At 76.7% G+C, this 26,566-nt stretch carries 20 protein-coding genes and 1 pseudogene; 20 read left to right on the top strand and 1 reads right to left on the bottom strand.

Annotated elements, in window-relative coordinates; translation table 11 throughout:
• Nucleotides 1-77: 77 nt before the first annotated feature.
• The 18 genes from GQS09_RS15510 (at nucleotide 78) to GQS09_RS15595 (ending at nucleotide 24,233) form a co-directional block, all read left to right on the top strand.
• Nucleotides 78-1,604 carry a cobyric acid synthase gene (locus tag GQS09_RS15510; protein WP_165986665.1) on the top strand — a complete coding sequence of 509 codons (1,527 nt, stop codon included), beginning with the start codon at nucleotides 78-80 and terminating at the stop codon, nucleotides 1,602-1,604.
• Nucleotides 1,605-1,876: 272 nt separating this feature from the next.
• Entirely contained in the window at nucleotides 1,877-5,566 is a 3,690-nt protein-coding gene (cobN, locus tag GQS09_RS15515) for a cobaltochelatase subunit CobN (protein WP_207957869.1), read from the top strand.
• A 59-nt stretch (nucleotides 5,567-5,625) separates the two neighbouring features.
• A complete protein-coding gene (locus GQS09_RS15520) occupies nucleotides 5,626-7,788 on the top strand; it encodes a putative cobaltochelatase (protein WP_165986681.1) in 2,163 nt (720 codons plus the stop codon).
• Nucleotides 7,788-8,384 carry a cob(I)yrinic acid a,c-diamide adenosyltransferase gene (gene cobO, locus GQS09_RS15525; RefSeq protein WP_165986666.1) on the top strand — a complete coding sequence of 199 codons (597 nt, stop codon included), beginning with the start codon at nucleotides 7,788-7,790 and terminating at the stop codon, nucleotides 8,382-8,384. Before GQS09_RS15520 ends, cobO begins: the two co-directional genes overlap by 1 nt.
• Before the next feature lie 119 nt (nucleotides 8,385-8,503).
• Nucleotides 8,504-9,955, top strand: coding sequence for a cobyrinate a,c-diamide synthase (locus GQS09_RS15530; protein WP_313896152.1), 1,452 nt, complete (start codon nucleotides 8,504-8,506; stop codon nucleotides 9,953-9,955).
• Between the two features lie 5 nt (nucleotides 9,956-9,960).
• Nucleotides 9,961-10,704, top strand: coding sequence for a precorrin-2 C(20)-methyltransferase (gene cobI, locus GQS09_RS15535; protein ID WP_165986668.1), 744 nt, complete (start codon nucleotides 9,961-9,963; stop codon nucleotides 10,702-10,704).
• A 35-nt stretch (nucleotides 10,705-10,739) separates the two neighbouring features.
• Nucleotides 10,740-11,567, top strand: coding sequence for a precorrin-4 C(11)-methyltransferase (gene cobM / locus GQS09_RS15540; RefSeq protein WP_165986669.1), 828 nt, complete (start codon nucleotides 10,740-10,742; stop codon nucleotides 11,565-11,567).
• Nucleotides 11,560-12,726, top strand: a complete 1,167-nt coding sequence (locus GQS09_RS15545; RefSeq protein ID WP_165986670.1) for a cobalt-precorrin-5B (C(1))-methyltransferase — start codon at nucleotides 11,560-11,562, stop codon at nucleotides 12,724-12,726. Before cobM ends, GQS09_RS15545 begins: the two co-directional genes overlap by 8 nt.
• Nucleotides 12,723-14,039: a precorrin-6y C5,15-methyltransferase (decarboxylating) subunit CbiE gene (gene cbiE, locus GQS09_RS15550; protein ID WP_165986671.1), complete on the top strand. Its 1,317-nt coding sequence runs from the start codon at nucleotides 12,723-12,725 to the stop codon at nucleotides 14,037-14,039. The genes GQS09_RS15545 and cbiE overlap by 4 nt, the downstream gene beginning before the upstream one ends.
• Entirely contained in the window at nucleotides 14,036-15,820 is a 1,785-nt protein-coding gene (gene cobJ, locus GQS09_RS15555; protein ID WP_165986672.1) for a precorrin-3B C(17)-methyltransferase, read from the top strand. Before cbiE ends, cobJ begins: the two co-directional genes overlap by 4 nt.
• A complete protein-coding gene (locus GQS09_RS30415) occupies nucleotides 15,817-16,158 on the top strand; it encodes a 4Fe-4S binding protein (RefSeq protein WP_313896153.1) in 342 nt (113 codons plus the stop codon). The genes cobJ and GQS09_RS30415 overlap by 4 nt, the downstream gene beginning before the upstream one ends.
• Nucleotides 16,155-16,766 carry a precorrin-8X methylmutase gene (locus GQS09_RS15565; protein ID WP_165986673.1) on the top strand — a complete coding sequence of 204 codons (612 nt, stop codon included), beginning with the start codon at nucleotides 16,155-16,157 and terminating at the stop codon, nucleotides 16,764-16,766. Before GQS09_RS30415 ends, GQS09_RS15565 begins: the two co-directional genes overlap by 4 nt.
• Entirely contained in the window at nucleotides 16,763-17,710 is a 948-nt protein-coding gene (locus GQS09_RS15570) for a sirohydrochlorin chelatase (protein WP_165986674.1), read from the top strand. Before GQS09_RS15565 ends, GQS09_RS15570 begins: the two co-directional genes overlap by 4 nt.
• Nucleotides 17,694-18,794, top strand: a complete 1,101-nt coding sequence (gene cobC, locus GQS09_RS15575) for an Rv2231c family pyridoxal phosphate-dependent protein CobC (RefSeq protein ID WP_165986675.1) — start codon at nucleotides 17,694-17,696, stop codon at nucleotides 18,792-18,794. Before GQS09_RS15570 ends, cobC begins: the two co-directional genes overlap by 17 nt.
• 207 nt (nucleotides 18,795-19,001) lie before the next feature.
• Nucleotides 19,002-20,192 (top strand): acyl-CoA dehydrogenase family protein, encoded by a 1,191-nt coding sequence (locus GQS09_RS15580; protein WP_243761448.1) that lies wholly within the window; start codon nucleotides 19,002-19,004, stop codon nucleotides 20,190-20,192.
• Nucleotides 20,189-21,046 (top strand): phosphate/phosphite/phosphonate ABC transporter substrate-binding protein, encoded by an 858-nt coding sequence (locus GQS09_RS15585; RefSeq protein ID WP_165986676.1) that lies wholly within the window; start codon nucleotides 20,189-20,191, stop codon nucleotides 21,044-21,046. Before GQS09_RS15580 ends, GQS09_RS15585 begins: the two co-directional genes overlap by 4 nt.
• The gene (locus GQS09_RS15590; protein WP_165986677.1) at nucleotides 21,043-22,278 is read left to right on the top strand and encodes a ferritin-like domain-containing protein; all 1,236 of its coding nucleotides are present in this window, start codon (nucleotides 21,043-21,045) and stop codon (nucleotides 22,276-22,278) included. The genes GQS09_RS15585 and GQS09_RS15590 overlap by 4 nt, the downstream gene beginning before the upstream one ends.
• A gap of 692 nt (nucleotides 22,279-22,970) precedes the next feature.
• Nucleotides 22,971-24,233 (top strand): cytochrome b, encoded by a 1,263-nt coding sequence (locus GQS09_RS15595; RefSeq protein WP_313896155.1) that lies wholly within the window; start codon nucleotides 22,971-22,973, stop codon nucleotides 24,231-24,233.
• A 30-nt stretch (nucleotides 24,234-24,263) separates the two neighbouring features.
• Here the strand turns inward: GQS09_RS15595 and GQS09_RS29565 are convergent.
• Nucleotides 24,264-24,465: pseudogene (locus GQS09_RS29565) on the bottom strand (zinc ribbon domain-containing protein); the annotation flags it as partial.
• Between the two features lie 306 nt (nucleotides 24,466-24,771).
• Here GQS09_RS29565 and GQS09_RS15600 point away from each other — a divergent pair.
• Together GQS09_RS15600 and nrfD are read left to right on the top strand one after the other, a co-directional pair.
• Nucleotides 24,772-25,728 carry a 4Fe-4S dicluster domain-containing protein gene (locus GQS09_RS15600; protein WP_165986678.1) on the top strand — a complete coding sequence of 319 codons (957 nt, stop codon included), beginning with the start codon at nucleotides 24,772-24,774 and terminating at the stop codon, nucleotides 25,726-25,728.
• The coding region (gene nrfD / locus GQS09_RS15605) for an NrfD/PsrC family molybdoenzyme membrane anchor subunit (RefSeq protein WP_165986679.1) at nucleotides 25,725-26,566 on the top strand (842 nt) is incomplete at its 3' end. The genes GQS09_RS15600 and nrfD, both read left to right, overlap by 4 nt.

Raw genomic sequence — 26,566 nt, forward strand, 5'->3', positions numbered from 1 at the left:
CGCGCCGACAGGCCCGCGGGGTGCCCGCGGGCCGCCGCGTGGTCCGCCGCGCGGGCCGTCGGCGGCCGGGGGGCGCGATGAGCGCGGGAGCGCTGCTGGTGGCCGGGACCACCTCGGACGCGGGCAAGAGCGTGGTGACCGCCGGAATCTGCCGCTGGCTGGCGCGCAAGGGGCTCCGGGTGGCGCCGTTCAAGGCGCAGAACATGTCGCTGAATTCCTTTGTCACCCAGGACGGCGCCGAGATCGGCCGCGCCCAGGCCATGCAGGCGGCGGCCGCCCGGGTGGAGCCCAGTGCGCTGATGAACCCGGTGCTGCTCAAGCCCGGCGGGGACCGCCGCAGCCAGGTGGTGCTGATGGGCCGGCCGGTGGGCGAGCTCAGCGCCCGCGGCTACCACTCCCCGGGCGCCGGGGGCCCGCTGAGCCGGGAGGAGCTGCTGACCACCGTCACCGGCTGCCTGTCCGAACTGCGCCGCACCCACGATGCGGTGATCTGCGAGGGCGCGGGCAGCCCCGCCGAGATCAATCTGCGCCGCGGCGACATCGTCAACATGGGCCTGGCCCGCGCCGCCCGGCTGCCGGTGGTCGTGGTCGGGGACATCGACCGGGGCGGGGTCTTCGCCTCCTTCTTCGGCACCACCGCCCTGCTCTCCGCCGCCGACCAGGCGCTGGTGGCGGGCTATCTGGTCAACAAATTCCGCGGGGACGCCGGCCTGCTGGAGCCGGGGCTGGAGATGCTGCGCGGCCTGACCGGCCGGCCGGTGCTGGGCGTGCTGCCGTTCCGGCACGGGCTGGGCATCGACGAGGAGGACGGCCTGCGGATCTCGCTGCGCGGCACCGTGCGGGAGAGCAGTCCGGCCGCTCCGCACGGGCCCGAGGTGCTGCGGGTGGCGGTGCTGCCGGTGCCGCTGATGTCCAACTTCACGGACGTGGACGCACTGGCGGCCGAGCCCGGCGTGGTGGTCCGGTTCTGCGACCGCCCCGAGGAACTGGCCGACGCCGACCTGGTGATCGTGCCCGGCACCCGCGGCACCGTGCGCGCCCTGCGCTGGCTGCGGGACCGCGGGCTGGCCGGGGCGCTGGCCCGGCGCGCCGCCGAGGGCCGCCCGGTGCTCGGCATCTGCGGCGGCTTCCAGATCCTCGGCGAGCGCATCGAGGACGAGGTCGAGTCGCGCGCCGGGGTGGTGGACGGCCTCGGGCTGCTGCCGGTGCGGGTGCGGTTCCGGGCGGAGAAGACGCTGGCCCGGCCGCGGGGCCGGGCCCTGGGCGAGCCGGTGGCGGGCTACGAGATCCACCACGGCGTCGCCGAGGTGCACGGCGGGGAACCGTTCCTGGACGGCTGCCGCGCGGGCCCGGTCTGGGGCACCCACTGGCACGGCTCGCTGGAGAGCGACGGATTCCGCCGCGCCTTCCTGCGCCGGATCGCGGCCGACGCCGGCCGCCGCTTCGTGCCCGCGCCCGGTACCCGGTTCGGGCAGCTGCGCGAGGAACAGCTCGACCGGCTGGGCGACCTGATCGAGGAGCACGCCGACACCGCGGCCCTGCTGCGGCTGATCGAGGAGGGCGTCCCCGGGGATCTGCCCTTCCTGCCGCCGGGGGCGCCATGACACCGCAGGAACCGACGCACAGCCGACATGGGACGAGGGAGCAGCCGGGCATGGGGACGGACGGCGCAGCGACGGGACCGGGGCGGCACACCGCGCCCGGCTCCGCGGAACGGCACACCGGGCGGGCGGCACCGCCCCGGCACGGCGGACCGGAGCCCGGGCCCGAGCCGCAGCAGGAGCAGGAGCGGGAGCGGGAGCGGGAGCGGGAGCGGGAGCGGGAGCGGGAGCGGGAGCGGGAGCGGGAGCGGGCACCGGAGCCGCCGGTGGTGCTGCTGTCCACCGCGGACACCGATCTGCTGGCCGCCCGGGCCTCCGGCGCACCGTACCGGATCGGCAACCCGGCCCGGCTGGACCCGGAACGGGACCTGCCGGAGCTGCTGGACGGCGCCGGGGTGGCGGTGCTGCGGCTGCTGGGCGGCCGGCGCGCCTGGGAGGAGGGCGTGGCCGTGCTGCGCGCCGCCGGTGTGCCGTGCGTGCTGCTGGGCGGCGAGGCCGTCCCGGACGCCGAGCTGATGGCCGAGTCCACGGTGCCCGCCGGGGTGGTCGCCGAGGCACTGCGCTACCTGGTGGAGGGCGGCCCGGAGAACCTGGCCGAGCTGGCCCGCTTCCTGTCCGACACGGTGCTGCTCACCGGCAACGGCTTCGCCCCGCCGCGTCCCATGCCGGCCTTCGGGGTGCACGGCGAGCCCTCCGTACTGCCCGGCCGGCCCACGGTGGCGGTGCTGTTCTACCGGGCGCACGAACTGTCCGGGAACACCTCCTTCGTGGAAACCCTGTGCGCGGCGATCGAGCGGCACGGCGCCAACGCCCTGCCCGTCTGGTGCACCTCGCTGCGCGGCGCGGACCCGGCCCTGTTCGGACTGCTGGGCCGGGCCGACGCCCTGGTGACCACGGTGCTGGCCTCCGGCGGCACCCGCCCCGGCGACGCCTCGGCCGGCGGGGACGACGAGACCTGGGACATCGGCGCGCTGGCCGCGCTGGACGTGCCGATCGTGCAGGGCCTGTGCCTGACCGGCGGCCGTGACGCGTGGCTGGCCTCGGACGCGGCCCTGTCCCCCATGGACGCGGCCATGCAGGTGGCCATCCCGGAGTTCGACGGCCGGCTGATCACCGTGCCGTTCTCCTTCAAGGAGGACGGCCCGGACGGCATCCCGGTGTACCGGGCCGATCCGGAACGGGCCGCCCGGGTGGCCGGCATCGCGGTGCGGCACGCCGCGCTGCGCCGCAAGCCGAACGCACAGAAGCGGATCGCGGTCGTCTTCACCGCCTACCCGACCAAGCACTCCCGGGTCGGCAACGCAGTGGGCCTGGACACCCCGGCCTCGGCGGTACGGCTGCTGGACGCGCTGCGCGCCGCCGGCTACCGGGTGACGGACCACCCGGACAGCGGCGACGAGCTGATCCACCGGCTGATCGCGGCCGGCGGGCACGACGTGGAGTGGCTGACCGAGGAGCAGCTCGCCGCCGCTCCGGCCCGCGTGCCGCTCAAGGACTACCGGGAGTGGTTCGCCGCACTCGACCCGGAGCTGCGCGAGGGAATGGTCCGGCACTGGGGCGAGCCGCCCGGCTCCCTCTACACCGACGGCGACGACATCGTGCTGGCGTCCCTGGAGTTCGGCAATGTGCTGCTGATGATCCAGCCGCCACGCGGCTTCGGCGAGAATCCCATCGCCATCTACCACGACCCCGACATGCCGCCCTCGCACCACTATCTGGCGGCCTACCGCTGGCTGGAGCGGAGCTGGGGCGCGGACGCGGTCGTCCACCTCGGCAAGCACGGCACCCTGGAGTGGCTGCCCGGCAAGGGCCTGGGCCTGTCGGCCGGCTGCGCCCCGGACGCGGTGCTGGGCGAGCTGCCGCTGGTCTACCCGTTCATCGTCAACGACCCGGGCGAGGGCACCCAGGCCAAGCGTCGCGGCCACGCCACCGTGGTGGACCACCTGGTGCCGCCGATGGCACGCGCCGACTCCTACGGCGACCTGGCCCGGCTGGAGCAGCTTCTCGACGAGTACGCCCTGGTCAGCGATCTGGACCCGGCCAAGGCACCGGCGGTGCGCAGCCAGATCTGGACCCTGGTCCGGGCGGCCGAGCTGCACCACGACCTCCAGGTGGAACAGCAGCCGGACGAGGACGAGTTCGACGAGTTCGTGATGCACATCGACGGCTGGCTGTGCGAGATCAAGGACGTGCAGATCCGGGACGGCCTGCATGTACTGGGCGCCGCGCCCGCCGGCCCGCCGCGGGTCAATCTGGCGCTGGCGGTGCTGCGCTCGGCACAGGTGTGGGGCGGCGTGGGCGGGGCGCTGCCGGGGCTGCGGGCGGTGCTGGCCGGGCACTTCGGGCTGGACGAGCAGGAGCTGCTGGCCGTGCCCGGTGCCCGGATCACCGTTCCGGCGGCGCTGACCGCGCTGGCCGACGGCCCGGCCCGCACCGCCTCCGACGCCATCGACCTGCTGGAGCATCTGGCCCGGCGGCTGGCCGAGGCCATGGAGGCCCGGGACTGGACCGCGCCGGGCGCGGCCGGGCAGGCGGTGGCCGAGGTGCTCGGCCCCGGCGCGCCGGCGGCGCTGCCCGAGGCGGTGCGGGTGCTGGAGTTCGCCGCCGCCGAGCTGGTGCCCCGGCTGGCCCGCACCACCGACGAGATCGGCCATGTGCTGCGTGCCCTGGACGGCGGGTACGTCCCGGCCGGGCCGTCCGGCTCGCCCACCCGCGGGCTGGTCAATGTGCTGCCGACCGGCCGCAACTTCTACTCCGTCGACCCCAAGGCGATCCCGTCCCGGCTGTCCTGGGAGGTGGGCAGCGCGCTGGCCGATTCGCTGCTGGCCCGTCACCTCGCCGACCACGGCGAGTATCCGCGCTCGGTGGGGCTGACCGTCTGGGGCACCTCCTGCATGCGGACCCAGGGCGACGACATCGCGGAGATCCTGGCCCTGCTGGGCTGCCGCCCGGTCTGGGACGACGCCTCCCGGCGGGTGACCGGCTTCGAGGTCGTGCCGCTGGCCGAGCTGGACGGCGGCCGGCCGCGGATCGATGTCACGGTCCGTATCTCCGGCTTCTTCCGGGACGCCTTCCCGCACGTGGTGACGCTGATCGACGACGCGGTGCGGGCGGTCGCGGAGCTGGACGAGCCGCCGGAGCGGAACCATGTGCGGGCGCACGCCGACCAGGACACCGCCGTGCACGGCGACCGGCGGCGCGCCACCGCCCGCGTGTTCGGCTCCAAGCCGGGCGCGTACGGCGCGGGCCTGCTGCCGCTGATCGACGCCCGCAACTGGCGCAGCGACGCCGACCTGGCCGAGGTGTACGCGGTCTGGGGCGGCTACGCCTACGGCCGCGGCCTGGACGGCCGCCCGGCCCGCGGCGACATGGAGGCCGCCTTCCGCCGCATCCAGGTGGCGGCCAAGAACATCGACACCCGCGAGCACGATCTGGTGGACGCGGACGACTACTTCCAGTACCACGGCGGCATGGTGGCCATGGTGCGGCACCTCACCGGCAGTGCGCCGCAGGCGTACGTGGGCGACAGCGCCACCCCGGAGCGGGTGCGGACCCGGACCCTGGGCGAGGAGACGCACCGGGTCTTCCGGGCCCGGGTGGTCAACCCGCGCTGGATGGCGGCCATGCGCCGGCACGGCTACAAGGGCGCCTTCGAGATGGCCGCCACCGTGGACTACCTGTTCGGGTACGACGCCACCGCCGGGGTGGTGGACGACTGGATGTACGAGCGGCTGGCCGCCGAATACGTCTTCGCCCCGGAGAACCAGGAGTTCATGCGCGCCTCCAATCCGTGGGCGCTGCGCGGCATCGCCGAACGCCTGCTGGAGGCCGCCGACCGCGGCCTCTGGGAGCGGCCCGAGGAGAAGACCCTGGAGGGTCTGCGCGCGGTCTACCTGGAGCTGGAGGGCGATCTGGAGGCCGGACCGGAGGAAGGCCCGGAGAAACGGCCGGAGGGCCTCACATGAGCGGCACGGACGGCACGGACGGCACGCACGGAACAAACGGCAGGAACGGCAGGAACGGCATGAGCGCCGGCACCGCGGACACCTTCACCCCCTACCCCTTCACGGCCATCGTGGGCATGGCGGACCTGCGGCTGGGTCTGCTGCTCAACGCGGTCTCCCCGGCCATCGGCGGCGTGCTGGTGCGCGGCGAGAAGGGCACCGCCAAGTCGACCGCGGTGCGCTCGCTGGCCGCGCTGCTGCCCGAGGTGACGGTGGTGCCCGGCTGCCGCTTCTCCTGCGACCCGGCCGCCCCTGACCCGCACTGCCCGGACGGCCCGCACGTGCCGCGCCCCGGCGCCGGCCGCCCGGCCCGGATGGTGGAACTGCCGGTGGGCGCCTCGGAGGACCGGCTGGTGGGCGCGCTGGACATCGAGCGCGCGCTGACCGAAGGGGTGAAGGCGTTCGAGCCGGGTCTGCTGGCCCAGGCGCACCGCGGCGTGCTGTACGTCGACGAGGTCAATCTGCTGCACGACTTCCTGGTCGATCTGCTGCTGGACGCGGCGGCCATGGGCGCCTGCCATGTGGAGCGGGAGGGCGTGTCCGTGCGGCACGCCGCCCGGTTCCTGCTGGTCGGCACGATGAACCCGGAGGAGGGCGAGCTGCGCCCGCAGCTGCTGGACCGGTTCGGCCTGACGGTGGAGGTGGCCGCCTCCCGGGAGCCCGAGGAGCGGATGGAGGTGGTGCGGCGGCGGCTCGCCCACGACGCCGACCCGGCCGGCTTCGCGGCGGGCTGGGCGGACCAGGAGGAGGCGCTGCGCAAGCGGATCGCCGCGGCCCGCGCCCTGCTGCCGTCGGTGCGGCTGGGCGACGCGGCACTGCGGCAGATCGCGGCCACCTGCGCGGCGTTCGAGGTGGACGGCATGCGGGCGGACATCGTGATGGCGCGGACCGCGACCGCGCTGGCCGCCTGGGCGGGGCGGACCGAGGTGCTGGCGGAGGACGTGCGGCAGGCCGCGCTGCTGGCGCTGCCGCACCGGCGCCGCCGCAATCCGTTCGACGCGCCGGGCCTGGACGAGGAGAAGCTGGACGAGACCCTCGCCGAGTACGCCGGCCCCGGTCCCGGTGACCCCGGCCCGGGGGACGAGGGACACGGGGACGAGGGACACCAGGACGACGGTCCGGACGGGAACGGTCCGGACGAGGATGGCCCCGACGGGGACGGTCCGGACGGGAACGGCGGCGGGGCGGCCGCGGCGCCGCCGCGGGACGACGGCCCCGCGGACGGCTCCGCGGACGGCTCCGCGGACCCGGCCGGTGCCGGCTCCGGCGGCACCGGCTCCCCCGGTGGCAGCGGCGCCGCCGCCGAGCAGTCCGCCGTCCCGGCCGGTGAGCCGTTCGCCGCCCGGGTGCTGTCCGTCCCCGGTATCGGCGAGGGCGCGGCCGGCCGCCGCTCCCGCGCCCGCACGGACCACGGCCGCTCCACCGGCGCCCGCCGCCCTCGCGGCCCGCTCACCGCGCTCCACCTGCCCGCCACCCTGCAGGCCGCCGCCCCGCACCAGCACGCCCGCGGACGCACCGGCCGCGGCCTGGTGATCCGCCGGGACGACCTGCGCCAGGCGGTGCGCGAGGGCCGCGAGTCCAACCTGGTGCTGTTCCTGGTGGACGCCTCCGGCTCGATGGCGGCCCGGCAGCGCATGGGCGCGGTCAAGGGCGCCGTGCTGTCCCTGCTGCTGGACGCCTACCAGCGCCGCGACAAGGTCGGCCTGGTCACCTTCCGGGGCAGCGGCGCCGAGGTGGCGCTGCCGCCCACCTCCTCGGTGGACGCGGCGGCCGCCCGGCTGGCCGCCCTGCCCACCGGCGGCCGGACCCCGCTGGCGGCCGGCCTGCTCACCGCCCGGGAGACGCTGCGGGTGGAGCGGCTGCGCGATCCGGCCCGCCGCCCGCTGCTGGTCGCGGTCACCGACGGCCGGGCCACCGGCGGCCCCGAACCGCTCCCCCGGGCCTGGCACGCGGCGCGCCTGCTGGCCGCCGACGGCACCGCCTCGGTAGTCATCGACTGCGAGACCGGGCCGGTGCGGCTGGGCCTGGCCGGCGGCCTGGCGGCCCGGCTCGGCGGCCCGGCGGTGGCCCTGGAGGAGCTGCGCGCCGAGGCGGTCACCGCCGCCGTGCAGGCCATGACCGGACAACGCCGTCGTCCGGCCCTGGCCGGAACTTCCGCCGACGGACCGAGGAGGGCCGCGTAATGCCGAAGGGACAGCCGGCGACCGTGCCGGACGACGGGCTCACCACCCGGCAGCGCCGCAACCGGCCGCTGCTGGCGGTGCACACCGGCACCGGCAAGGGAAAATCCACGGCCGCCTTCGGGCTGGCGCTGCGCGCCTGGAACCAGGGCTGGCCGGTCGGGGTATTCCAGTTCGTCAAGTCCGCCAAGTGGCGGGTGGGCGAGGAACGCGCGCTGCGGGTGCTGGGCGCCTCCGGCGAGGGCGGCACGGTGGTCTGGCACAAGATGGGCGAGGGCTGGTCGTGGGTGCAGCGTTCCCCCGCCACCAGCGAGGAGGCCGCCCGGGAGGGCTGGGCGCAGGTGCGGCGCGATCTGGAGGCCGAGACCTACCGGTTCTACGTGCTGGACGAGTTCACCTACCCCATGCACTGGGGCTGGGTGGACACCGGCGAGGTGGTCGCCGCGCTGCGGTCCCGTCCCGGCACCCAGCATGTGGTGATCACCGGGCGCAACGCGCCGCCCGGGCTGATCGAGGCGGCCGATCTGGTGACCGAGATGGGCAAGGTCAAGCACCCCATGGACAGCGGCCAGAAGGGCCAGCGGGGCATCGAATGGTGACGCGGGTGCCGACGGGGACGGACGGCCGTGGCGGGCGGCGCACCCCGGCTGCGGCTGCGACTGCGACTGCGGTTGCGGCCGGGGGCGAGGGCGGCCCGGCGGCCCGGGTGCCGCGGCTGGTGATCGCCGCGCCCGCCTCGGGCAGCGGCAAGACCACGGTGGCGACCGGGCTGATGGCCGCCTTCACCGCCGCCGGACTGGCCGTCTCCCCGCACAAGGTCGGCCCGGACTACATCGACCCGGGCTACCACGCGCTGGCCACCGGCCGCCCGGGCCGCAATCTGGACGCCTTCCTCTGCGGTCCGGAGCTCATCGCCCCGCTGTTCCGGCACGGCGCGGCCGGCGCCGGCCTGGCGGTGGTGGAGGGCGTGATGGGCCTGTACGACGGCGCCTCCGGGGAGGGCGAACTGGCCTCCACCGCGCAGGTGGCCAAGGCGCTGCGGGCGCCGGTGATCCTGGTGGTGGACGCCTCCTCGCAGTCCCGCTCGGTGGCCGCGCTGGTGCACGGCTTCGCCTCCTGGGACCCGGAGGTGCGGGTGGCCGGGGTGATCCTCAACAAGGTGGGCTCGCCCCGGCACGAGGAACTGCTCCGGGAGGCGCTGGACCACTCCGGGGTCCCGGTGCTGGGCGCGCTGCACCGCGCGCAGCGCATCCGCACGCCCTCCCGCCATCTCGGCCTGGTGCCGGTGGCCGAGCGGCGGGCCGAGGCCGCCGAGGCGGTGGCGGCCATGGCCGAACGGGTCCGGGCGGGCGTGGACCTGGAGGCGGTGCTCGCGCTGGCGCGCGGAGCGCCGCCGCTGCCCGGCGCCCCCTGGACGCCCCCGGTCCCGGCCCCGACGCGGGCCGCGCCCACGGCCGGTACCCGCCCGGTGATCGCCGTGGCCGGCGGCCCCGCCTTCACCTTCGGCTATGCCGAACACCCGGAACTGCTGCACGCGGCGGGCGCCGAGGTGGCCGTCTTCGACCCGCTGCGCGACGAGCGGCTGCCGGAGGGGACCGCCGGCCTGGTCATCGGCGGCGGCTTCCCCGAGGTCTACGCGGCCGAACTGTCCGCCAACGAGCCGCTGCGCGCGGCGGTCGCGGCACTGGCCGCGTCCGGCGCGCCGGTGGCGGCCGAGTGCGCCGGGCTGCTCTACCTGGCCCGGTCGCTGGACGGCCGCCCGATGTGCGGGGTGCTGGACGCCGAGGCCCGGATGTCGGACCGGCTCACGCTCGGCTACCGGCGGGCCGTGGCGGTGCACGACAGCGTTCTGGCCGCGGCCGGGACCCGGGTGCACGGCCACGAGTTCCACCGCACGGCGCTCGTCCCGGGCGCGGGTGAGGTGCCGGCCTGGGGGCTGCTGTCTCCGGAGCGCCGGACCGAGGGCCACGTCTGCGGCGGGGTGCACGCCTCGTACCTCCATCTGCACTGGGCGGCCCACCCGGAGCTGGCCGCCCGCCTGGTGCGGCACGCCGCCCGCGCCGACCCGGTCACCGCGTCCGGCCCCCGTGACGCCGCCGGCAGCCCCGGCGCCGCTTTCCCTTCTCTCTCCTCCGTCACCTCCTCCACCTCCGCCAGCGAAGGAGCCTGAGCACCATGAGCACCGGCAGCGAGCCCCGGCTGATCGGGGTGGGCATGGGCCCGGGCGATCCGGAACTCGTCACGGTCCGGGGCGTGCGCGCGCTGCGCGAGGCCCCGGCAATCGTGGTGCCCGTGCTGGACACCGGCGAACAGGGCCGCGCCGAGGCCACCGTGCGGCAGCACGTCCCGGGCGGGAAGCTGGTCCGGGTCGTCTTCGCGCTCAACGAGCGCACCGACCGGGCACGCCGGGAGGCCGCCTGGGACGCGGCCGGAGAGCGTGTCGCCGCGCTGCTGCGCGAGCACGGCACGGTGGCCTTCGCCACCATCGGCGATCCCAACGTCTACTCCACCTTCGGCTACCTTGCCCAGACCGTGACCGGGCTGCTCCCGGGAGTGCGGATCGAGACGGTGCCCGGGATCACCGCCATGCAGGACCTGGCCGCGCGCTCCGGCGCGGTGCTCACCGAGGGCACCGAGCCGCTGACCCTGGTCCCGGTGACCGCGGGCTCCGGTGTGCTGCGCGCCGCCCTGGACGGACCGGGCACGGTGGTGGCCTACAAGTTCGGCCGGCGGGCCGGTGAGGTGGCGCAGGCGCTGCGGGACACCGGGCGGCTGGCCGACGCGGTCTGGGGCGCCTCGCTCGGTCTGCCCGGCGAATCGATCCGCCCGGCCGCCGACCTGGCCGGTGCCGGACCGCTGCCGTATCTGGCCACCCTGCTGGCGCCGCCGCGCCGCACCACCCGGGGCGGCAAGCTGTGACCCCCGCCGCCGGTCCGTCCGGGGCAGCGGCCGCGGTGACCTTCGTGGGCGCCGGGCCGGGCGCCGCCGACCTGCTGACCTTCCGCGCCGCCCGGGCCATCGCCGGGGCGGACATCGTGATCTGGGCGGCCAGCCTGGTGCACCCGGACGTGCTCGGCCACGCCCGCCCGGAGGCGGAGATCCTGGACTCGGCGGGGATGTCCCTGGAGGACGTGGTCGCGGTCTACCGGCGCGCCCGGGACGCGGGCCTGCGGGTGGCACGGGTGCACTCCGGCGATCCGGCACTGTGGGGCGGCACCCAGGAACAGATCGACCGCTGCCGCGAACTGGGCATCGAGGTGGAGGTGGTGCCGGGCGTCTCGGCGTTCTCGGCGGTCGCCGCGCTGGTCCGGCGGGAGCTGACCATTCCGGAGGTCGCGCAGTCGGTGATCCTCACCCGGCTGGGCGGCGGCAAGACGCCGATGCCGCCCGGGGAGGAGGTGCGGGAGTTCGCCCGGCACGGCACCACCATGGCGGTGTTCCTCTCCGCCGCCCGGTCCGGTCAGCTCGCCGCCGAACTGCTGGAGGGCGGCTATCCGACGGACACCCCGGTGGTGATCGCCCACCAGGCGACCTGGCCGGAGGAACTGCTGCTGCACTGCACGGTCGGCACGCTGGAGGAGACGGTCAAGCGGCACCGGCTGTGGAAGCACACGCTGTTCCTGGTCGGCCCCGCGCTGTCCGCCTCCGGCACCCGCTCGCATCTGTACCACCCGGGGCACTTCCACGGCTTCCGCCGGGCCGACCCGGCCGCCCGCGAGCGGCTGCGCGCCGGGCGCCGCGGCCCGGCGCCCGGCGGCGGGAGCGAGGCCGGGGATGGGTGAGCACAGCCGGCCGGAGCTGCGGGAGCCGGATCTGCCGCGCACCATGAAGCAGCGGCCCAAGGCGCTGCGCACCGGCTGGACGACCGGCACCTGCGCCTCGGCCGCGGCCCGCGCCGCCGCCCTGCACCTGGTCACCGGCCGGCCGCAGCGCTGGGTCGAGGTGGCGCTCCCCTCCGGGCGCCGCGTCACCTTCGCCGTGGAGCGGAGCGAGCGGCTGCGCCCCGGCCGCACCGAGGCGGTGGTGGTCAAGGACGCCGGGGACGACCCGGACGTCACCCACGGCTCGCACCTGACCGCCACCCTGGCCTGGCGGGACCGGCCCGGCCTGGAGCTGCACGGCGGCATCGGCGTCGGCGTGGTCACCAGGCCCGGCCTCGGCCTGGAGGTCGGCGGCCCGGCCATCAATCCCGTGCCGCGCCGCATGATCACCCAGGCGGTGCAGGAGGTGATCGACACCGGCGCCCGGGGCGTGGACGTCACCATCAGCGTGCCGGACGGCGAGATCCGTGCCCGGAAGACCACCAACGGCAGACTCGGCATCATCGGCGGGATCTCCATCCTGGGCACCACCGGGATCGTGCGGCCGTTCTCCACCGCCTCCTGGCGGGCGAGCGTGGAGCAGGCCGTGTCGGTGGCCGCCGCCCAGGGCGTGCCCGCGGTGGTGCTGTGCACCGGGGGCCGGACCGAGAAGGGCGCCATGGCGCTGCTGCCCGGGCTGCCGCCGGTGGCGTTCGTCGAGGTCGGGGACTTCACCGGGGCGGCGCTGCGCCGCGCGGCCGGTCACGGCGTGGAGCGGGTGGTGTTCGTCGGCATGGCGGGCAAGCTGACCAAGCTGGCCGCCGGAGTGCTGATGACCCACTACACCCGCTCCCGGGTGGACACCTCGGTGCTCGGCGCGGTCACCCGGGCGGCCGGCGGCTCCGGTGAGCTGGCGGAACGGGTGGGCGGGGCCAATACCGCGCGCCACGCCTACGAACTGTGGGAGCAGGCAGGGGTGCTGGCCGCCGCCGGTACGGAGCTGTGCCGCCGGGTCGCCGAGGTGCTCTCCCGCTTCACCGAGGGGCGCGTCGCCGCCGAGGCGGCCCTGGTGGACTTCACCGGCCGCACCCTGGTCGCCGCGGCCGGCGGCGGCCCGGACGGCGGGAGGCTGCTCCCGTGATCACGGTCACCGGAACCGGAACCGGAACCGGCACCGGCACCGGCGCCCCGCCGGGCCCGGGCAGCGGCACGGGCACCGGCACGGCCGGCGCCGCCGTCCCGGCCCCCACCCTCGCCGTGGGCGCCCGCCGCCATCTCGACGCCTCCGGGCTGCCGCCCGGCGTGCCGCGCCTCGCACTCGGCCCGCTGGCCCCGGCCCTGGACGCCATCGCCGCGCACCGCGCCCGGCTCGGCGCGGCCGCCCGGGTCCTGGTGCTGGCCTCCGGAGACCCCGGCTTCTTCGGCATCGTGCGGGCCCTCGCGGAGCGGTTCGGCCCGGACGCCCTGGACGTGCGCCCCTCGGTTCCCTCGGTGGCGCTGGCCTTCGCCCGCGCCGGGCTGCCCTGGGACGACGCGGCGGTGGTCAGCGCGCACGGCCGGGACCCGCGTACCGCCCTGCACGTCTGCCTGGCACATCCCAAGACCGCGGTGCTCACCGGGCCCGGCGCCGGCCCGGCCGAGCTCGGCGCCGCCCTGGACCGGCTCGGCGCCCGGCGGACCCTGCTGGTGGCGAGCGCGCTGGGCGGCGACCGGGAACGGCTGGTCCGCTGCTCACCCGGCGAGGCGGCCGCCCGCGACTGGCCCGGCCCGGTGAACGTGCTGCTCTGCCTCGACCCGGCGAGGACGCTGGCCCCGGCCGCCCGCACCCTCGCCGGGCCGCCGGCCGGCCCGGCCCGCTGGGCGCTGCCGGAGCGGGAGTTCGCCCACCGGGACGAGATGGTCACCAAGGCGGAGGTGCGGGCGCTGGCGCTGGCCCGGCTCGGGCCCCGCCTCGGGGACCTGGTGTGGGACATCGGCGCCGGCAGCGGCTCGGTGGCCGTGGAGTGCGCCCGGTTCGGTGCCGCTGCCGTCGCCGTGGAGAAGTCCGCCGAGGCCGTGGAGCTGTGCCGGGTCAATGCCGCCGCGCACGGCGTGGACGTCCTGACCGTGCACGGCACGGCGCCGGACGCGCTGGACGGACTGCCGGACCCGGACGCGGTGTTCCTCGGCGGCGGCGGGGCGGACCTGCCGGAGATCGCGGCCCGGGCCGCGCGCCGGGTGCGCCGCACCGTGGTGGTGGCGCTGGCCGCGCTGGAGCGGGTCCCCCTCGCCCGGGAGGCGCTGGCCGGAGCCGGGCTCGCCGTCGACGGCGTGCTGCTGCACGCCTCCCGGCTGGCGCCGCTGCCCGGCGGCGTGCGGCGCCTGGCCCCCCTCAACCCCGTCTTCCTGCTCTGGGGCGACCGCCCCGGACCCGCCGGACGGCACCGACCGGACCAGCAAGGAGCCCTCTCGTGATCGGACTGATCTCCGCGACCGCCGCCGGGGCCGCCGCCCGCGACCGGCTGGCGTCCGCCTGGCCCGGCCGGACCCGGGTCTACCGGGAGCCGGGCGGCCCCGCCGAGGCGGTGCGGCGGGCCTTCGCCGAGTGCGACCAGGTGGTGTGCTTCCTGGCCACCGGTGCGGTGGTGCGGCTGATCGCCCCGCTGCTGGCGGGCAAGGACAGCGATCCGGGCGTGGTGTGCGTGGACGAGGCCGGACGGCACGCGGTGGCACTGCTCGGCGGCCACGCGGGCGGGGCCAACCGGCTCGCGGCCGAGGTCGCCGACGCCCTGCCGGGCTGCATTCCGGTGATCACCACGGCCACCGACGCGGCCGGCATACCGGGCCTGGACACCCTCGGCCTGCCGGTGGAGGGCGCGGTCGCGGCCGTGGGCCGGGCCCTGCTGGACGGCGGGCCGGTGGTGCTGGAGGCGGACGCCCGCTGGCCGCTGCCCGCGCTCGGCACCGGCATCGTGGAGCCCTCGCCGCCGGAGCGGTCTCCCGTGCCACCGCCGCTGCCCGCCGGGGACGCCGCCACGGCCGCGGCCGCGCCCTTCGTGCTGGCGGTCACCGACCGGCTGCTCCCCGAGCGGCCCCGCACCGCCGTGCTCCGGCCGCCCTCGCTGGTCGTGGGCGTCGGCGCCAGCCGGGACGTGCCCGCCGGGGAAGTGCTCGCGCTGGTCCGGGAATCGCTGGCCGCCGCCGGCCTCTCCGCGCGCAGTGTGGCGGCGCTGGCCACCGTGGACGCCAAGGCCGGCGAGCCCGGTCTGCTGGCCGCCGCCGAACGGCTCGGCGTGGAGCTGGTCACCTTCCCGGCCGGGGAACTGGCCGGCATCGAGGTGCCCAACCCCTCCGACCACCCGCGCCGGGCCGTGGGCACGCCGTCGGTGGCGGAGGCCGCGGCCCTGGCCGCGGCCGGCCCCGGCGGCGAACTGCTGCTGCCCAAGCGCAAGTCCGCCCCGGCGGACGGCCGTGCCGCCATGGCCACCTGTGCGGTGGCCCGGCGCCGCCCGCGCGGCCGGCTGGCGGTCGTCGGGCTCGGTCCCGGCGCCCGCGACCTGCTCACCCCGCGCGCCCGTGCGGAGCTGCGCCGGGCGTCCGTGGTGGTCGGCCTGGACCAGTACGTGGCGCAGATCCGGGATCTGCTGCGGCCGGGCACCCGGGTGCTGGAGTCCGGGCTCGGCGCGGAGGAGGAACGCGCCCGGACCGCCGTGGCGCAGGCCCGCGCGGGCCATGCCGTGGCGCTGATCGGCAGCGGCGACGCCGGTGTCTACGCGATGGCCGCACCGGCCCTGGCCGAGGCGTCCACGGACATCGATGTGGTGGGCGTGCCCGGCATCACCGCCGCGCTGGCCGCGGCGGCCCTGCTCGGTGCCCCCCTCGGCCACGACCACGTGTCCCTGAGCCTCTCCGACCTGCACACGCCCTGGGAGGTCATCGAGCGCCGGGTCCGGGCCGCGGCCGAGGCCGATCTCGTGGTGACCTTCTACAACCCGCGCAGCCGGGGCCGGGGCTGGCAGTTGCCCAAGGCGCTGGGCATGCTGGCCGAGCACCGGTCACCGGACACCCCGGTCGGCGTGGTGCGCAACGCGTCCCGGCCCGGCGAGCGGGTCCGGCTCACCACGCTCGCCGCGCTCGACCCCTCGGTGGTGGACATGATGACGGTGGTGACGGTGGGCAACACGGCCACCCGCACGGTCGCCGGACGGATGGTCACCCCGCGCGGCTACCGCTGGCAGCGGGAGCCGGGACGGTGACCGCGCGCCCGCCTCGCGGCCTCCCCGCAGCGCTCCCCGCGGCCGGTGGGCACCGGCCGGCCGGCGGCGTGCCCGGCGGCGCGGAGCCCGCGGTCCCCGCCGCGGACGCCACCGCGCCGGACGCGGGGCCGCCGGACGCGGGGCCGCCGGTCCCGGAGCGGCAGGCACCCGTCCGCGTCACCGCCGCCTGCGCGGGCTGCGGAGCCTGCCTGCTGACCTGCCCGACGCACGCCATACGCCCCGCCGGGGGCGCCCTGCTGGTCCGCGCCGGGCTGTGCACCGGCTGCGGCGAGTGCATCGAGGTGTGCCCGGCCGACGCCATCGAGGAGCGCCCATGACGCCCGTCCCCGGCCCGCCCGCCCGGACCGTGCACCCGATCGAGGAGGAGTCCTACCGCATCCTGCGGTCCCGGCTGGACACCTCCGGCCTTCCCCCGCTGACCCGGGCGGTGGTCGAGCGGGTGATCCACGCCAGCGCCGATCTCGGCTACGCCGCCGACCTGGTCACCGACGAGGCGGCGCTGCGTGCCGCCCACACCGCCCTGCACCGGGACGGTGCCCCGGTGGTGACCGATGTCGAGATGGTGGCCGCCGGGATCACCCGCCGCCGGGCGGTCTGCCGGCTCGCCGGGGCGGCGGCCGATCCGGGGGCCGGCCTGACCCGCAGCGCGCACGCCGTCCGGCTGGCGCTGGAGGAGGTGGGCCCCGGCGCGGTCTGGGTGGTCGGGTGCGCGCCGACCGCCCTGTTCGAGCTGCTCTCCCTGGCGTCCGCCGCCCGCCCGGCCCTGGTGGTCGGGCTGCCGGTGGGCTTCGTCGGCGCGGCGGAGAGCAAGGCCGCACTGCGCGCCAGCGGCCTGCCGGCCGTCAGCAATCTGTCCGAGAAGGGCGGTTCCGCGGTGGCCGCGGCCGCCGTCAATGCCCTGCTGTACACCGAGGAGATCCCGTGACGACCCCGCCCGCCCTGCTGATCGCCGGCCATGGAACCCGGGACCCCGGGGGCGCCGAGGCGTTCCGCGCCTTCGTGCGCGACCTGGCCCGCCGCAACCCGGGCCTGCCCGTCGCGGGCGGCTTCATCGAGCTGTCCCCGCCGCCGCTGGCCGAGGCGGTGGCCGGACTGGCCGCCCAGGGGGTGCGGCGGTTCGCGGCCGTGCCGCTGATGCTGGTGGCCGCCGGCCACGCCAAGGGCGACATCCCCGCGGCGCTGGCCCGGGAGAAGCAGCGGCACCCGGGCATCTCGTATGCCTACGGGCGTCCGCTGGGGCCGCATCCGGATCTGCTGCGGGTGCTGGACCGGCGCCTGGACGAGGCGCTGGGCGTCGCCGATGCCGGGCCCGCCGCCCGGAAGGCGGCCCGGGCGGAGACCACCGTGCTGCTGGTGGGCCGTGGTTCCACCGATCCGGACGCCAACTCCGAGGTGTTCAAGGCGGCCCGGCTGCTGTGGGAGGGCCGCGGCCCGGCGGGCGTGGAGACGGCCTTCGTGTCGCTGGCCGCGCCCGATGTCCCGGCCGGGCTGGACCGCTGTCTGCGGCTGGGCGCGCGGCGGATCGTGGTGCTGCCGTACTTCCTGTTCACCGGCGTGCTGCCGGACCGGGTGCGCGACCAGGCCGCGGAGTGGGCGGCGGCCCACCCGGACGTCCGGGTGGACACCGCCGGGGTGATCGGGCCGGCCGACGAGCTGGCCGGCCTGGTGCTGGCCCGCTACCGGGAGGCGCTCACCGGGGACGTCCGGATGAACTGCGACGCCTGCGTGTACCGCATCGCGCTGCCCGGCTTCGAGGACCGGGTGGGCAGCCCGCAGCAGCCGCACCACCACCCGGACGACCCGGCCCACCCGCACCACCACGCCCCTCACCCCGCACACCACCACGGCGGCCATGCACACACCCACTGAGACCGGTGCCGGCAGCGGCACCGGCGCCGCCCCGGGAACCGGGCACGATCTGCGGCATCACGGAGACGCCGAGGTACGGGAGGCCGGGGCGGGGCTGACCGACCTGGCGGTGAACGTCCGGGCCGGCACTCCCCCGGAGTGGCTGCGGGAGCGGATCGCCGCCTCGCTGACCGGCCTGGCCGCCTACCCGGACGGCCGGGCGGCCCGCGCCGCCGTGGCCCGCCGGCACGGCCTGGAGCCGGACCGGGTGCTGCTGACGGCGGGCGCGGCCGAGGCGTTCGTGCTGCTGGCCCGCGCCCTTCCGGCGTCCCGGCCGCTGGTGGTGCATCCGCAGTTCACCGAGCCGGAGGCAGCGCTGCGGGACGCCGGACACACCGTCACCCGGCTGCTGCTGCCGGGTGACGCGGGATTCCGGCTGGACCCGGCGGCCGTGCCCGGCGACGCCGATCTGGTGGTGCTGGGCAACCCCACCAACCCGACCTCGGTGCTGCACCCGGCCGAGGCGGTGACCGCGCTGGCCCGGCCCGGCCGCACCGTGGTGGTGGACGAGGCGTTCATCGACGCGGTGCCCGGCGAACGGGAGTCGGTGGCGGGCCGGGTGGACCGGGTCCCGGGGCTGGTGGTGCTGCGCAGCCTGACCAAGACCTGGGGGCTGGCCGGGCTGCGCGTCGGCTATGTGCTGGCGGCCCCGGAGACGGTGGCCGCGCTGGAGCGGGCACAGCCGCTGTGGCCGGTGTCCACGCCCGCGCTGGCCGCGGCCGAGGCGTGCTGCACGCCCCGGGCGCTGGCCGAGGCGGAGGCCGCGGCCCTGGCGGTCGCCGCCGACCGGCGGTATCTGCTGGACCGGCTGGCCGGGTTCGCCGGGCTGCGTGCCGCCGTGCCCGATCCCCGGGGGCCGTTCGTGCTGGTCCGCTGCGCCCGGCCGGCCGATCCGCTGCGGCTGCGGCTGCGCGGACTGGGCTTCGCGGTGCGGCGCGGCGACACCTTCCCGGGACTCGACGGCCACTGGCTGCGCCTGGCGGTCCGGGACCGCGGCACCACGGACGCGTTCGTCGCCGCCCTCACCGCCGCCGGCCTGTCCTGATCCCGGGTCCGATCGGTCCCGCTTCCCGCAGCCCATTCCCCGGCGTGTCGCCCGGCGGCGGGCGGGGGCGCACAGGTCACCGGGCCGGGCACCGGCCGGCAGCGGTGAAGACGGGGAGTTGCAAAGTCCTCATAGGGGGATGAAACGGTACAGTACGCCTGTTGTTGCGCCGTGCCGATCCCCTGACACACCGTGGAAAGAGGACAATTGGTAGATCACACTCTTTCCGGCGACGCTGCCGCCGCCGGTGCCGCCGCCGGTACCGGCCCTGCCGGCGGGCTGGACCGGATCATCGACGAGGTGATCGCCCCGGCCGCCGAGGAGGTGGACCGGGCCGGCCGCTTCCCGCGGGAGTCCGTCGACGCCCTGGCCCGGGCCGGCGTGCTGGGCATGACGGTCGGCACCGACGCCGGCGGCCCGGGCGCCACCACCGCCGACGCCGCCCGGGTGGTGGAGCGCCTGGCCGGCGCCTGCGGCTCCACCGCCATGGTGGTGCTGATGCACTACGCCGCCACCGCGGTCATCGACGCCCACGGGCCCGGCGAGATCCGGCGGGCCATCGCCAAGGGCGCCCACCTGTCCACCCTCGCCTTCTCCGAGTCCGGCTCCCGCAGCCACTTCTGGGTGCCCCTGTCCACCGCCACCGCCCTGCCCTCCGGCCGGGTCCGCCTGGACGCCGACAAGTCGTGGGTCACCTCGGCCGCCGAGGCGGACACCCTGGTGTGGTCCAGCCGCCCGCTGGACCCCCGCGCCGCCGGAGCCATGACGCTGTGGCTGGTCCCCGGCGACTCCCCCGGCCTGCGCACCGCCGGCCCGTTCGACGGCTTCGGTCTGCGCGGCAACGGCTCCACCCCGGTGTCGGCACGGGAGGTGACGGTGCCCGCGTCCGCCCGGCTCGGCGCGGACGGCGCCGGCCGGGACATCGCGCTGGCCACCGCGCTGCCCTGCTTCCTCGTCCTGAACGCCGCGTTCTCCCTCGGCGTGATGGAGTCGCTGACCGCCGCGGCCGCCCGCCACCTCACCGGCACCCGCCTGGCCCATCTGGACGAGACGCTGGCCGACCAGCCGGTCGCCCGCGCCGGGTTCGCCCGGCTGCGGCTGCGCACCGACACCGTGCGGGCGTTCCTGCACGACACCCTGGCCGCGCTCGCGGACGGCCGCGAGGACGGAATGCTCCGGGTCCTCCAGGTCAAGGCCGTGGCCGCCGAGGCCGCCGCCGAGGTCGGCGACGGCGTGATGCGGCTGTGCGGCGGCTCCGCCTTCCGCCGCGGGCCGGGCATCGAACGCCGCTTCCGCGACGCCCTCGCCTCCCGGGTGATGGCGCCCACCACCGAGGCCCTGCACGAACTCACCGCCCGCGCCGCACTGGGCCGCGCCCTGTTCCCGGAGCCCGCATGACCGGCACACTGCTCATGGGCGCGGTCGCCTACGACCCCAAGGCCGTCACCATCTGGTCCGGCTTCCGCGCCTGGCTCACCGGCCGGGGCCTGCCCTTCGACTTCGTGCTGTACTCGCACTACGAGCGGCAGGCCGAGGACCTGGCGGACGGCCGGCTGCACGCCGCCTGGCACTCCCCGCTGGCCTGGGTGCGCTCGGCCCGGCTGGCCGCCGCCCGGGGCACCGCGCTGCGCCCGCTGGTCATGCGGGACACCGACCGCGACCTGCGGTCGGTGATCGTGGTGCGGGCCGGGTCCCGCCACCACCGGGCCGCCGACCTCAAGGGGGAGACGGTGGCCACCGGCGCGGTGGACTCCCCGCAGGCCACCCTGCTGCCGCTGGCCCTGCTGCGCCGGCACGGGCTGCGCCCCGGCGAGGACTTCCGGGTGCTGCGCCACGACACCGGCACCGGCCTGCACGGCGACCACATCGGCGGCGAACGGGACGCCGCCCGCGCCCTGATGTCCGGCGAGGCCGCCGCCGCCTGCCTGTCCGACGCCTCGCACCTGCTGTTCACCCGGGACGGCACCCTGCCGCCCGGAGCCACCCGGCTGCTGGACCGCACCGAGCCGTACGACCACTGCGTGCTGGCGGCCGGTCATGCCGCCGCCCCCGGCCTGTCCGGTGAGCTCACCCGGCTGCTGCTGTCCATGGACTGTGCCGACCCCGCGGTGCGGCGCCTGTTCGACCTGGAGGGGCTGACCGCCTGGCTGCCGGGCCGCACCGAGGGCTACGCCGCCCTGTCCGCCGCCGTCACCGAGGCGGGCTTCTACGACGAGCACGGCCGGATCACCGCCCGGGAGTACCGGCCATGAGCACCCAGGACACCAGTGTCGGCACCGGCACCGGCTCCGGCCCCGTGCTGGACCTGGCCGGGCTGGGCTTCGACCAGGGCGCCCACCTGCTGGTGCGGCGCGCCCTGTCCGGGCTGCCGCCCGGCGCCGTGCTCGGCGTGGCCGGCCACGATCCGGCACTCCCCGTCCACCTGGCCGCATGGTGCCGCCGCGAGGGCCACCGCACGGTCCCCGGCCCGTTCCCCGACCCCCGGGTGCGGGCCACGGTGCGGCGCGGCCGGCGGGAGACGGACCGCTGGCGGGGCGCGGAACGCGCCGGCGCCCCCGGACCGGACGGCGTGGTCGCCCGGCCGCCCGCGCACTGGGGCCCGGCCGCACGCGGCGCCCTGGTCGAGGCCGGCGGCCCCGATCTGCCGTGCGACGTGGCCGACCGGGATCTGGCCTGGACCGATCTCGCGCCCCGGCTGTACGCGCACGCCGCCTCCGCCCAGTGGGACCCGGCCACCGCCGTGGACTGGTCGGCGCCGTTCGCCCTGCCCTCCGAGATCGAGGACGCGGTCGTGCAGGTGATGACGTATCTGGTGGAGAACGAGCAGACCGCGCTGGTGATCCCGGCCCGGCTGCTGGCCCGGGTGCACCCGCACTTCCGGGAGGTGCTGCAACTGCTGGCCGTGCAGGCCGCCGACGAGGCCCGCCACGTGGAGGTGTTCACCCGCCGGGCGCTGCTGCGCGGCGGCCGGATGGGCACCTCCTCGGCCGGCGGGCGCGCCTCCCTGGCCTCGCTGCTCGCCGAACCGGATTTCTCCCTGGCGTCGTTCCTGCTGTCGGTGCTGGGCGAGGGCAGCTTCCTGAGCCTGCTGGCCTTCCTCGACCGGTACGCACCGGACCCGGTGACCCGCCGGGTCGCCCGGCTGGCCCGCCAGGACGAGGCCCGTCATGTGGCCTTCGGCGTCGCCCATCTGGCCCACCGGGCGGAACGCGACCCGGGGCTGCACGGGCGGCTGCGCGGCGCCGTGGAACGCCGCCACGACGCGCTCGCCGACACCGCCGGCCTCAACGACGACGTCTTCGACTCCCTGGTCGTGCTGGCCGCCGGCTCGTGGACGCCGGAGGCCATCGCCCGCGGCCACCGCGCCGTGCTCCGGCTGCGGGCCGAGATGGACGAAGGCCGCAGACACCGGCTGGCCCGGCTGGGTTTCCCCGACGACGAGGCCGCCGAGCTGTCCGCCCTGCACACCCGGAATTTCATGTAGCCGCGCGGCGCCGCCTCACCCGGGCGGAGCAGGGCGCGGTTTCACCGCCGCGTGCCGGGGGGACTCCTGACCGGCGGCGGCCGGCACGGCGGCGCCCGTCCGCCCTGCCCGGCACCGCCGCACAACACCTGCACCACAGGCCGGAGACATGCCGGAACACACCTCCCCCGACACCCCGAAGACACCGCGGACCGCGCAGCCCGCGCGGACCACGCAGCCCGCGCAGCCCGCGCAGCCCGCGCAGGCGCTGCAGACCGCGAGGACACCGGCGCCGCCCCCGGAGACCGGGCGGGCCGGCGGAGCCGGCGAGCGGGTCTTCACCGCCCTGGACCGCCGGTTCGCGCTCGCTTCGCTCGGCAAGGGGCTGCGCAAGGTCTTCCCCGACCACTGGGCCTTCCTGCTCGGCGAGATCGCCCTGTACTCCTTCGTCGTCCTGCTGCTCTCCGGTACGTTTCTCGCCCTGTTCTTCGACCCGTCCATGGCGCGGGAACCCTACGACGGCTCCTACGTGCCGCTGCGGGGGCAGCTCACCTCGCAGGCCTACGCCTCCACGGTCGACCTCGGCTTCGACATCCGCGGCGGCCTGCTGATGCGCCAGATCCACCACTGGGGCGCCCTGGTGTTCGTCGCGGCCATCGTCTGCCACCTGCTGCGCATCTTCTTNCGCGGCCATCGTCTGCCACCTGCTGCGCATCTTCTTCACCGGTGCCTTCCGCCGCCCGCGGGAGGGCAACTGGGCGGTCGGCGTGACGCTGCTGCTGATCGCCATCGCGGAGGGCTTCTGCGGCTACTCGCTCCCCGACGACCTGCTCTCCGGCACCGGGCTGCGCACCACACAGGGCGTCCTGCAGTCCGTCCCGGTGGCCGGCACCTGGCTGACCCTCCTGGTCTTCGGCGGGGAGTTCCCCGGCGACGAGATCATCCCGCGCCTGTTCCTGGCGCATGTGCTGCTGCTGCCGGGACTGCTGATCGCCCTGATCACCGTGCACATCTTCCTGATCGTCAGGCTCAAGCACACCCAGTGGGCCCGCACCGGCCGGACCAACCGCAATGTGGTGGGCAAGCCCATGTTCCCCGCCTACGCCGCCAAGAGCACCGGGCTGTTCCTGCTGGTGGCCGGCGTGCTGACGCTGATGGCGGCGACCATGCAGATCAACCCGGTGTGGCTGGTCGGCCCCTACCGCCCCGACCAGGTGTCCACGGATTCGCAGCCGGACTGGTACCTGGGCTTCGTCGAGGGCGCGCTGCGGCTGATGCCCGGCGCCGAGACCGTGGTGTGGGGGCACACCCTCGTCTGGGACGTCTTCCTGCCCGGTGCCGTGCTGCCCCTGCTGCTGTTCCTCGGCATGTACGCCTACCCGTTCCTGGAACGCTGGCTGACCGGCGACGACCGGGAGCACCACCTGTGCGACCGGCCGCGCAACCACCCGGTGCGCACCGGCATCGGCGCGGCGGTGATCACCTTCGCGGCGGTGCTCCAGGTGGCCGGCGGCCAGGACGTGTTCGCGTTCGTGCTCGGCCTGGAGCTGCCGGCGCTCACCTGGTTCCTGCGGATCTCCCTGGTGGTGCTGCCGGTGCTGGTCTTCCTGGCGGTGCGGCGGCTGTGCCTGGCGCTCCAGGCCCGGGACCGCCGCCGCATCCTGCACGGCCACGGCACCGGCGAGGTCCGCCGCACCCCGGACGGCGGCTACCAGGAGGCCCGGGTGCGCATCCCGAACGCCGAGCACTACCTCGCGGTCACCCGGGACCTGCCGCGGCCCGCCGAGCCGCCCGCGCGGCCGGGGCGCCTGGGGCGCCGGAGCCGGCCGCGCCGCCGCGACCGGCTGCGCACCGCGCTGAGCCACTGGTACGTCCGCGACCGCATCGAACTGCCCGCCAGCGAGTCCGAGCAGCGGCGGATCGCCGCCCGGCTCGCCGGACCGGACCAGGCCCCGAAGGAGGAGAGCGACTGCTGACTTCATCCCTCTCGTGTACGAGGGGGATGCTCACGGCTCGCGCTGTGAGGGTTTCTGCTTCCCCGCCGACTGCCCGCCCGGAGTGCTCCGTTGAGGTCTTGCACCGGCTCCGCAGACTGTCACCGCCAGCCCGGCGGCCTTCAGGTTGCGTGCCGCATTCACGTCCCGGTCGTGGGTCGTGGGTCGTGCCACAGCTGGGGCACGTCCAGGTGCGGACGTTCAGCGCCATCTGCGACTGCAGGGCGCCGCATGGGAGCACAGACCGCTCGGCCGCCCGCGCCCCGGCCGGGTGGAAGCGGTACCGACACGCCCGCTTCACGCACACCACGGCCACGCTCACCAACGAGACCGGCCACACATCAAGAGCAAACCTGCGGATCACGGCACGGTCCTCCGCCCGGGGAGCGAAACCCCGCACCGTGCCCTGCTCCCACAGGCGTCCGATTCTCCCCCTGCCAGGGGGCACCCCCGCGCGAAGCGTGCGGGAGGGAGGTACCCCACCCCCGCCTGAAGGCGGGACTCTCCCCGGAGGTATTCGATGACGGAGATCCGGCAGTCCGCGCAACCCGCCGCCGCACCGCCCCGGATGGGGTTCTTCACCGACACCTCGGTGTGCATCGGCTGCAAGGCGTGCGAGGTGGCCTGCAAGGAATGGAACGCCATCCCGGCGGACGAGGTGTCGCTGACCGGCATGTCCTACGACAACACCGGGGGCCTGGGCGCATCCACCTGGCGCCATGTGGCGTTCATCGAGCAGCGCAAGCCGCTCGGCGGCCAGGAACCGGGCGTGGCCCACGACGCTTCCCACGCCGGGGTGGACGTCTTCGACGCCGCCGGCCGGCTGGGCGGCACCGTGCCCCCGCCGGAGGCGGCCGGGCAGGCGGCCCCGGCCGGGGGTGTCTCCCCGGTGTCCCCGGACGGCCGCACCGAGCTGCGCTGGCTGATGTCCTCGGACGTGTGCAAGCACTGCACCGAGGCGGGATGCCTGGACGTGTGCCCCACCGGCTCGCTGTTCCGCACCGAGTTCGGCACGGTGGTGGTCCAGGAGGACATCTGCAACGGCTGCGGCTACTGCGTGCCCGCCTGCCCCTACGGGGTGATCGACCAGCGCCCGGACGACGGCCGGGCCTGGAAGTGCACCCTGTGCTACGACCGGCTGGGCGAGGGCATGGAGCCGGCCTGCGCCAAGGCCTGCCCCACCGACTCCATCCAGTTCGGCCCGCTGGACGAGCTGCGCGAGCGGGCCGCCGCCCGCGTCTCCCGGCTGCACGCCGCGGGCGTCACCGACGCCCGGCTGTACGGCGAGAGCCCGGACGACGGAGTCGGCGGCGACGGCGCCTTCTTCCTGCTGCTGGACGAACCCGAGGTGTACGGGCTGCCCCCGGACCCGGTGGTGGCCACCCGTGACCTGCCCGCCATGTGGCGGCACGCCGGTGCGGCGGCACTGGCGCTGGCCGCCGGCGCGGCCGCCTGCTTCCTCGGGAGGAACCGGTGAGCGAATCCGATGTCACCCGGGAGGGCCTGAAGGGCACGCGCCCGGACCGCGAGGCGGTCACCGGGGAGGCCGCCGGCCGCCGGCGCCGCGGGCGGCGGCGGGGCGAGCAGCCCGTGGTGGAGCCGGCCCGCTTCTCCTCGTACTACGGCCTGCCGGTCATCAACAAGCCGGTCTGGCAGGCCCACGACATCGCCGGCTACCTCTTCCTCGGCGGACTGGCCGGCGGCTCCTCGCTGCTCGCGGCCGGGGCGCACGCCACCGGGCGGCCGGCCCTGGCCCGGTCCGCCAAGGCCGCCGCCGTCGGCGCGATCTCGCTGTCCGCGGCGGCTCTGGTGCACGATCTGGGGCGGCCCGAGCGGTTCCTGCACATGCTGCGGGTGCTGAAGCCGACCTCGCCGATGTCCCTGGGCTCCTGGCTGCTGGCCGGGTACGGGCCGCTCACCGGGCTGGCCGCCGTGACCGACCTGACCGGGCGGTTCCGCCGGACCGGAGCCGCCGCCACCGCCGGTGCCGCCGTGCTGGCACCGGCCGTCACCACCTACACGGCGGTGCTGCTGGCCGACACCGCGGTCCCCTCCTGGCACGAGGCGCACCGGGAACTGCCGCTGGTCTTCGCCGGGTCGGGGGCCGCGGCGGCGGGCGGGCTGGGCATGCTGGCCGGGCCGGTGGCGCAGGCCGGGCCCGCCCGGCGGATGGCGGCGCTGGGCACCGCGCTGGAACTGGGCGCCACCACGGCCATGAAGCGCCGGATGGGCATGGTGGCGGAGCCGCTGGAGCGCGGCCGGGCGGGCCGTCTGCTGCGGGCCTCCAAGGTGCTCACCGCGTCGGGCGCGGCGCT

It is taken from the genome of Streptomyces sp. YIM 98790 (assembly GCF_011421595.1).
In the GTDB taxonomy this organism is placed as follows: domain Bacteria; phylum Actinomycetota; class Actinomycetes; order Streptomycetales; family Streptomycetaceae; genus Streptomyces.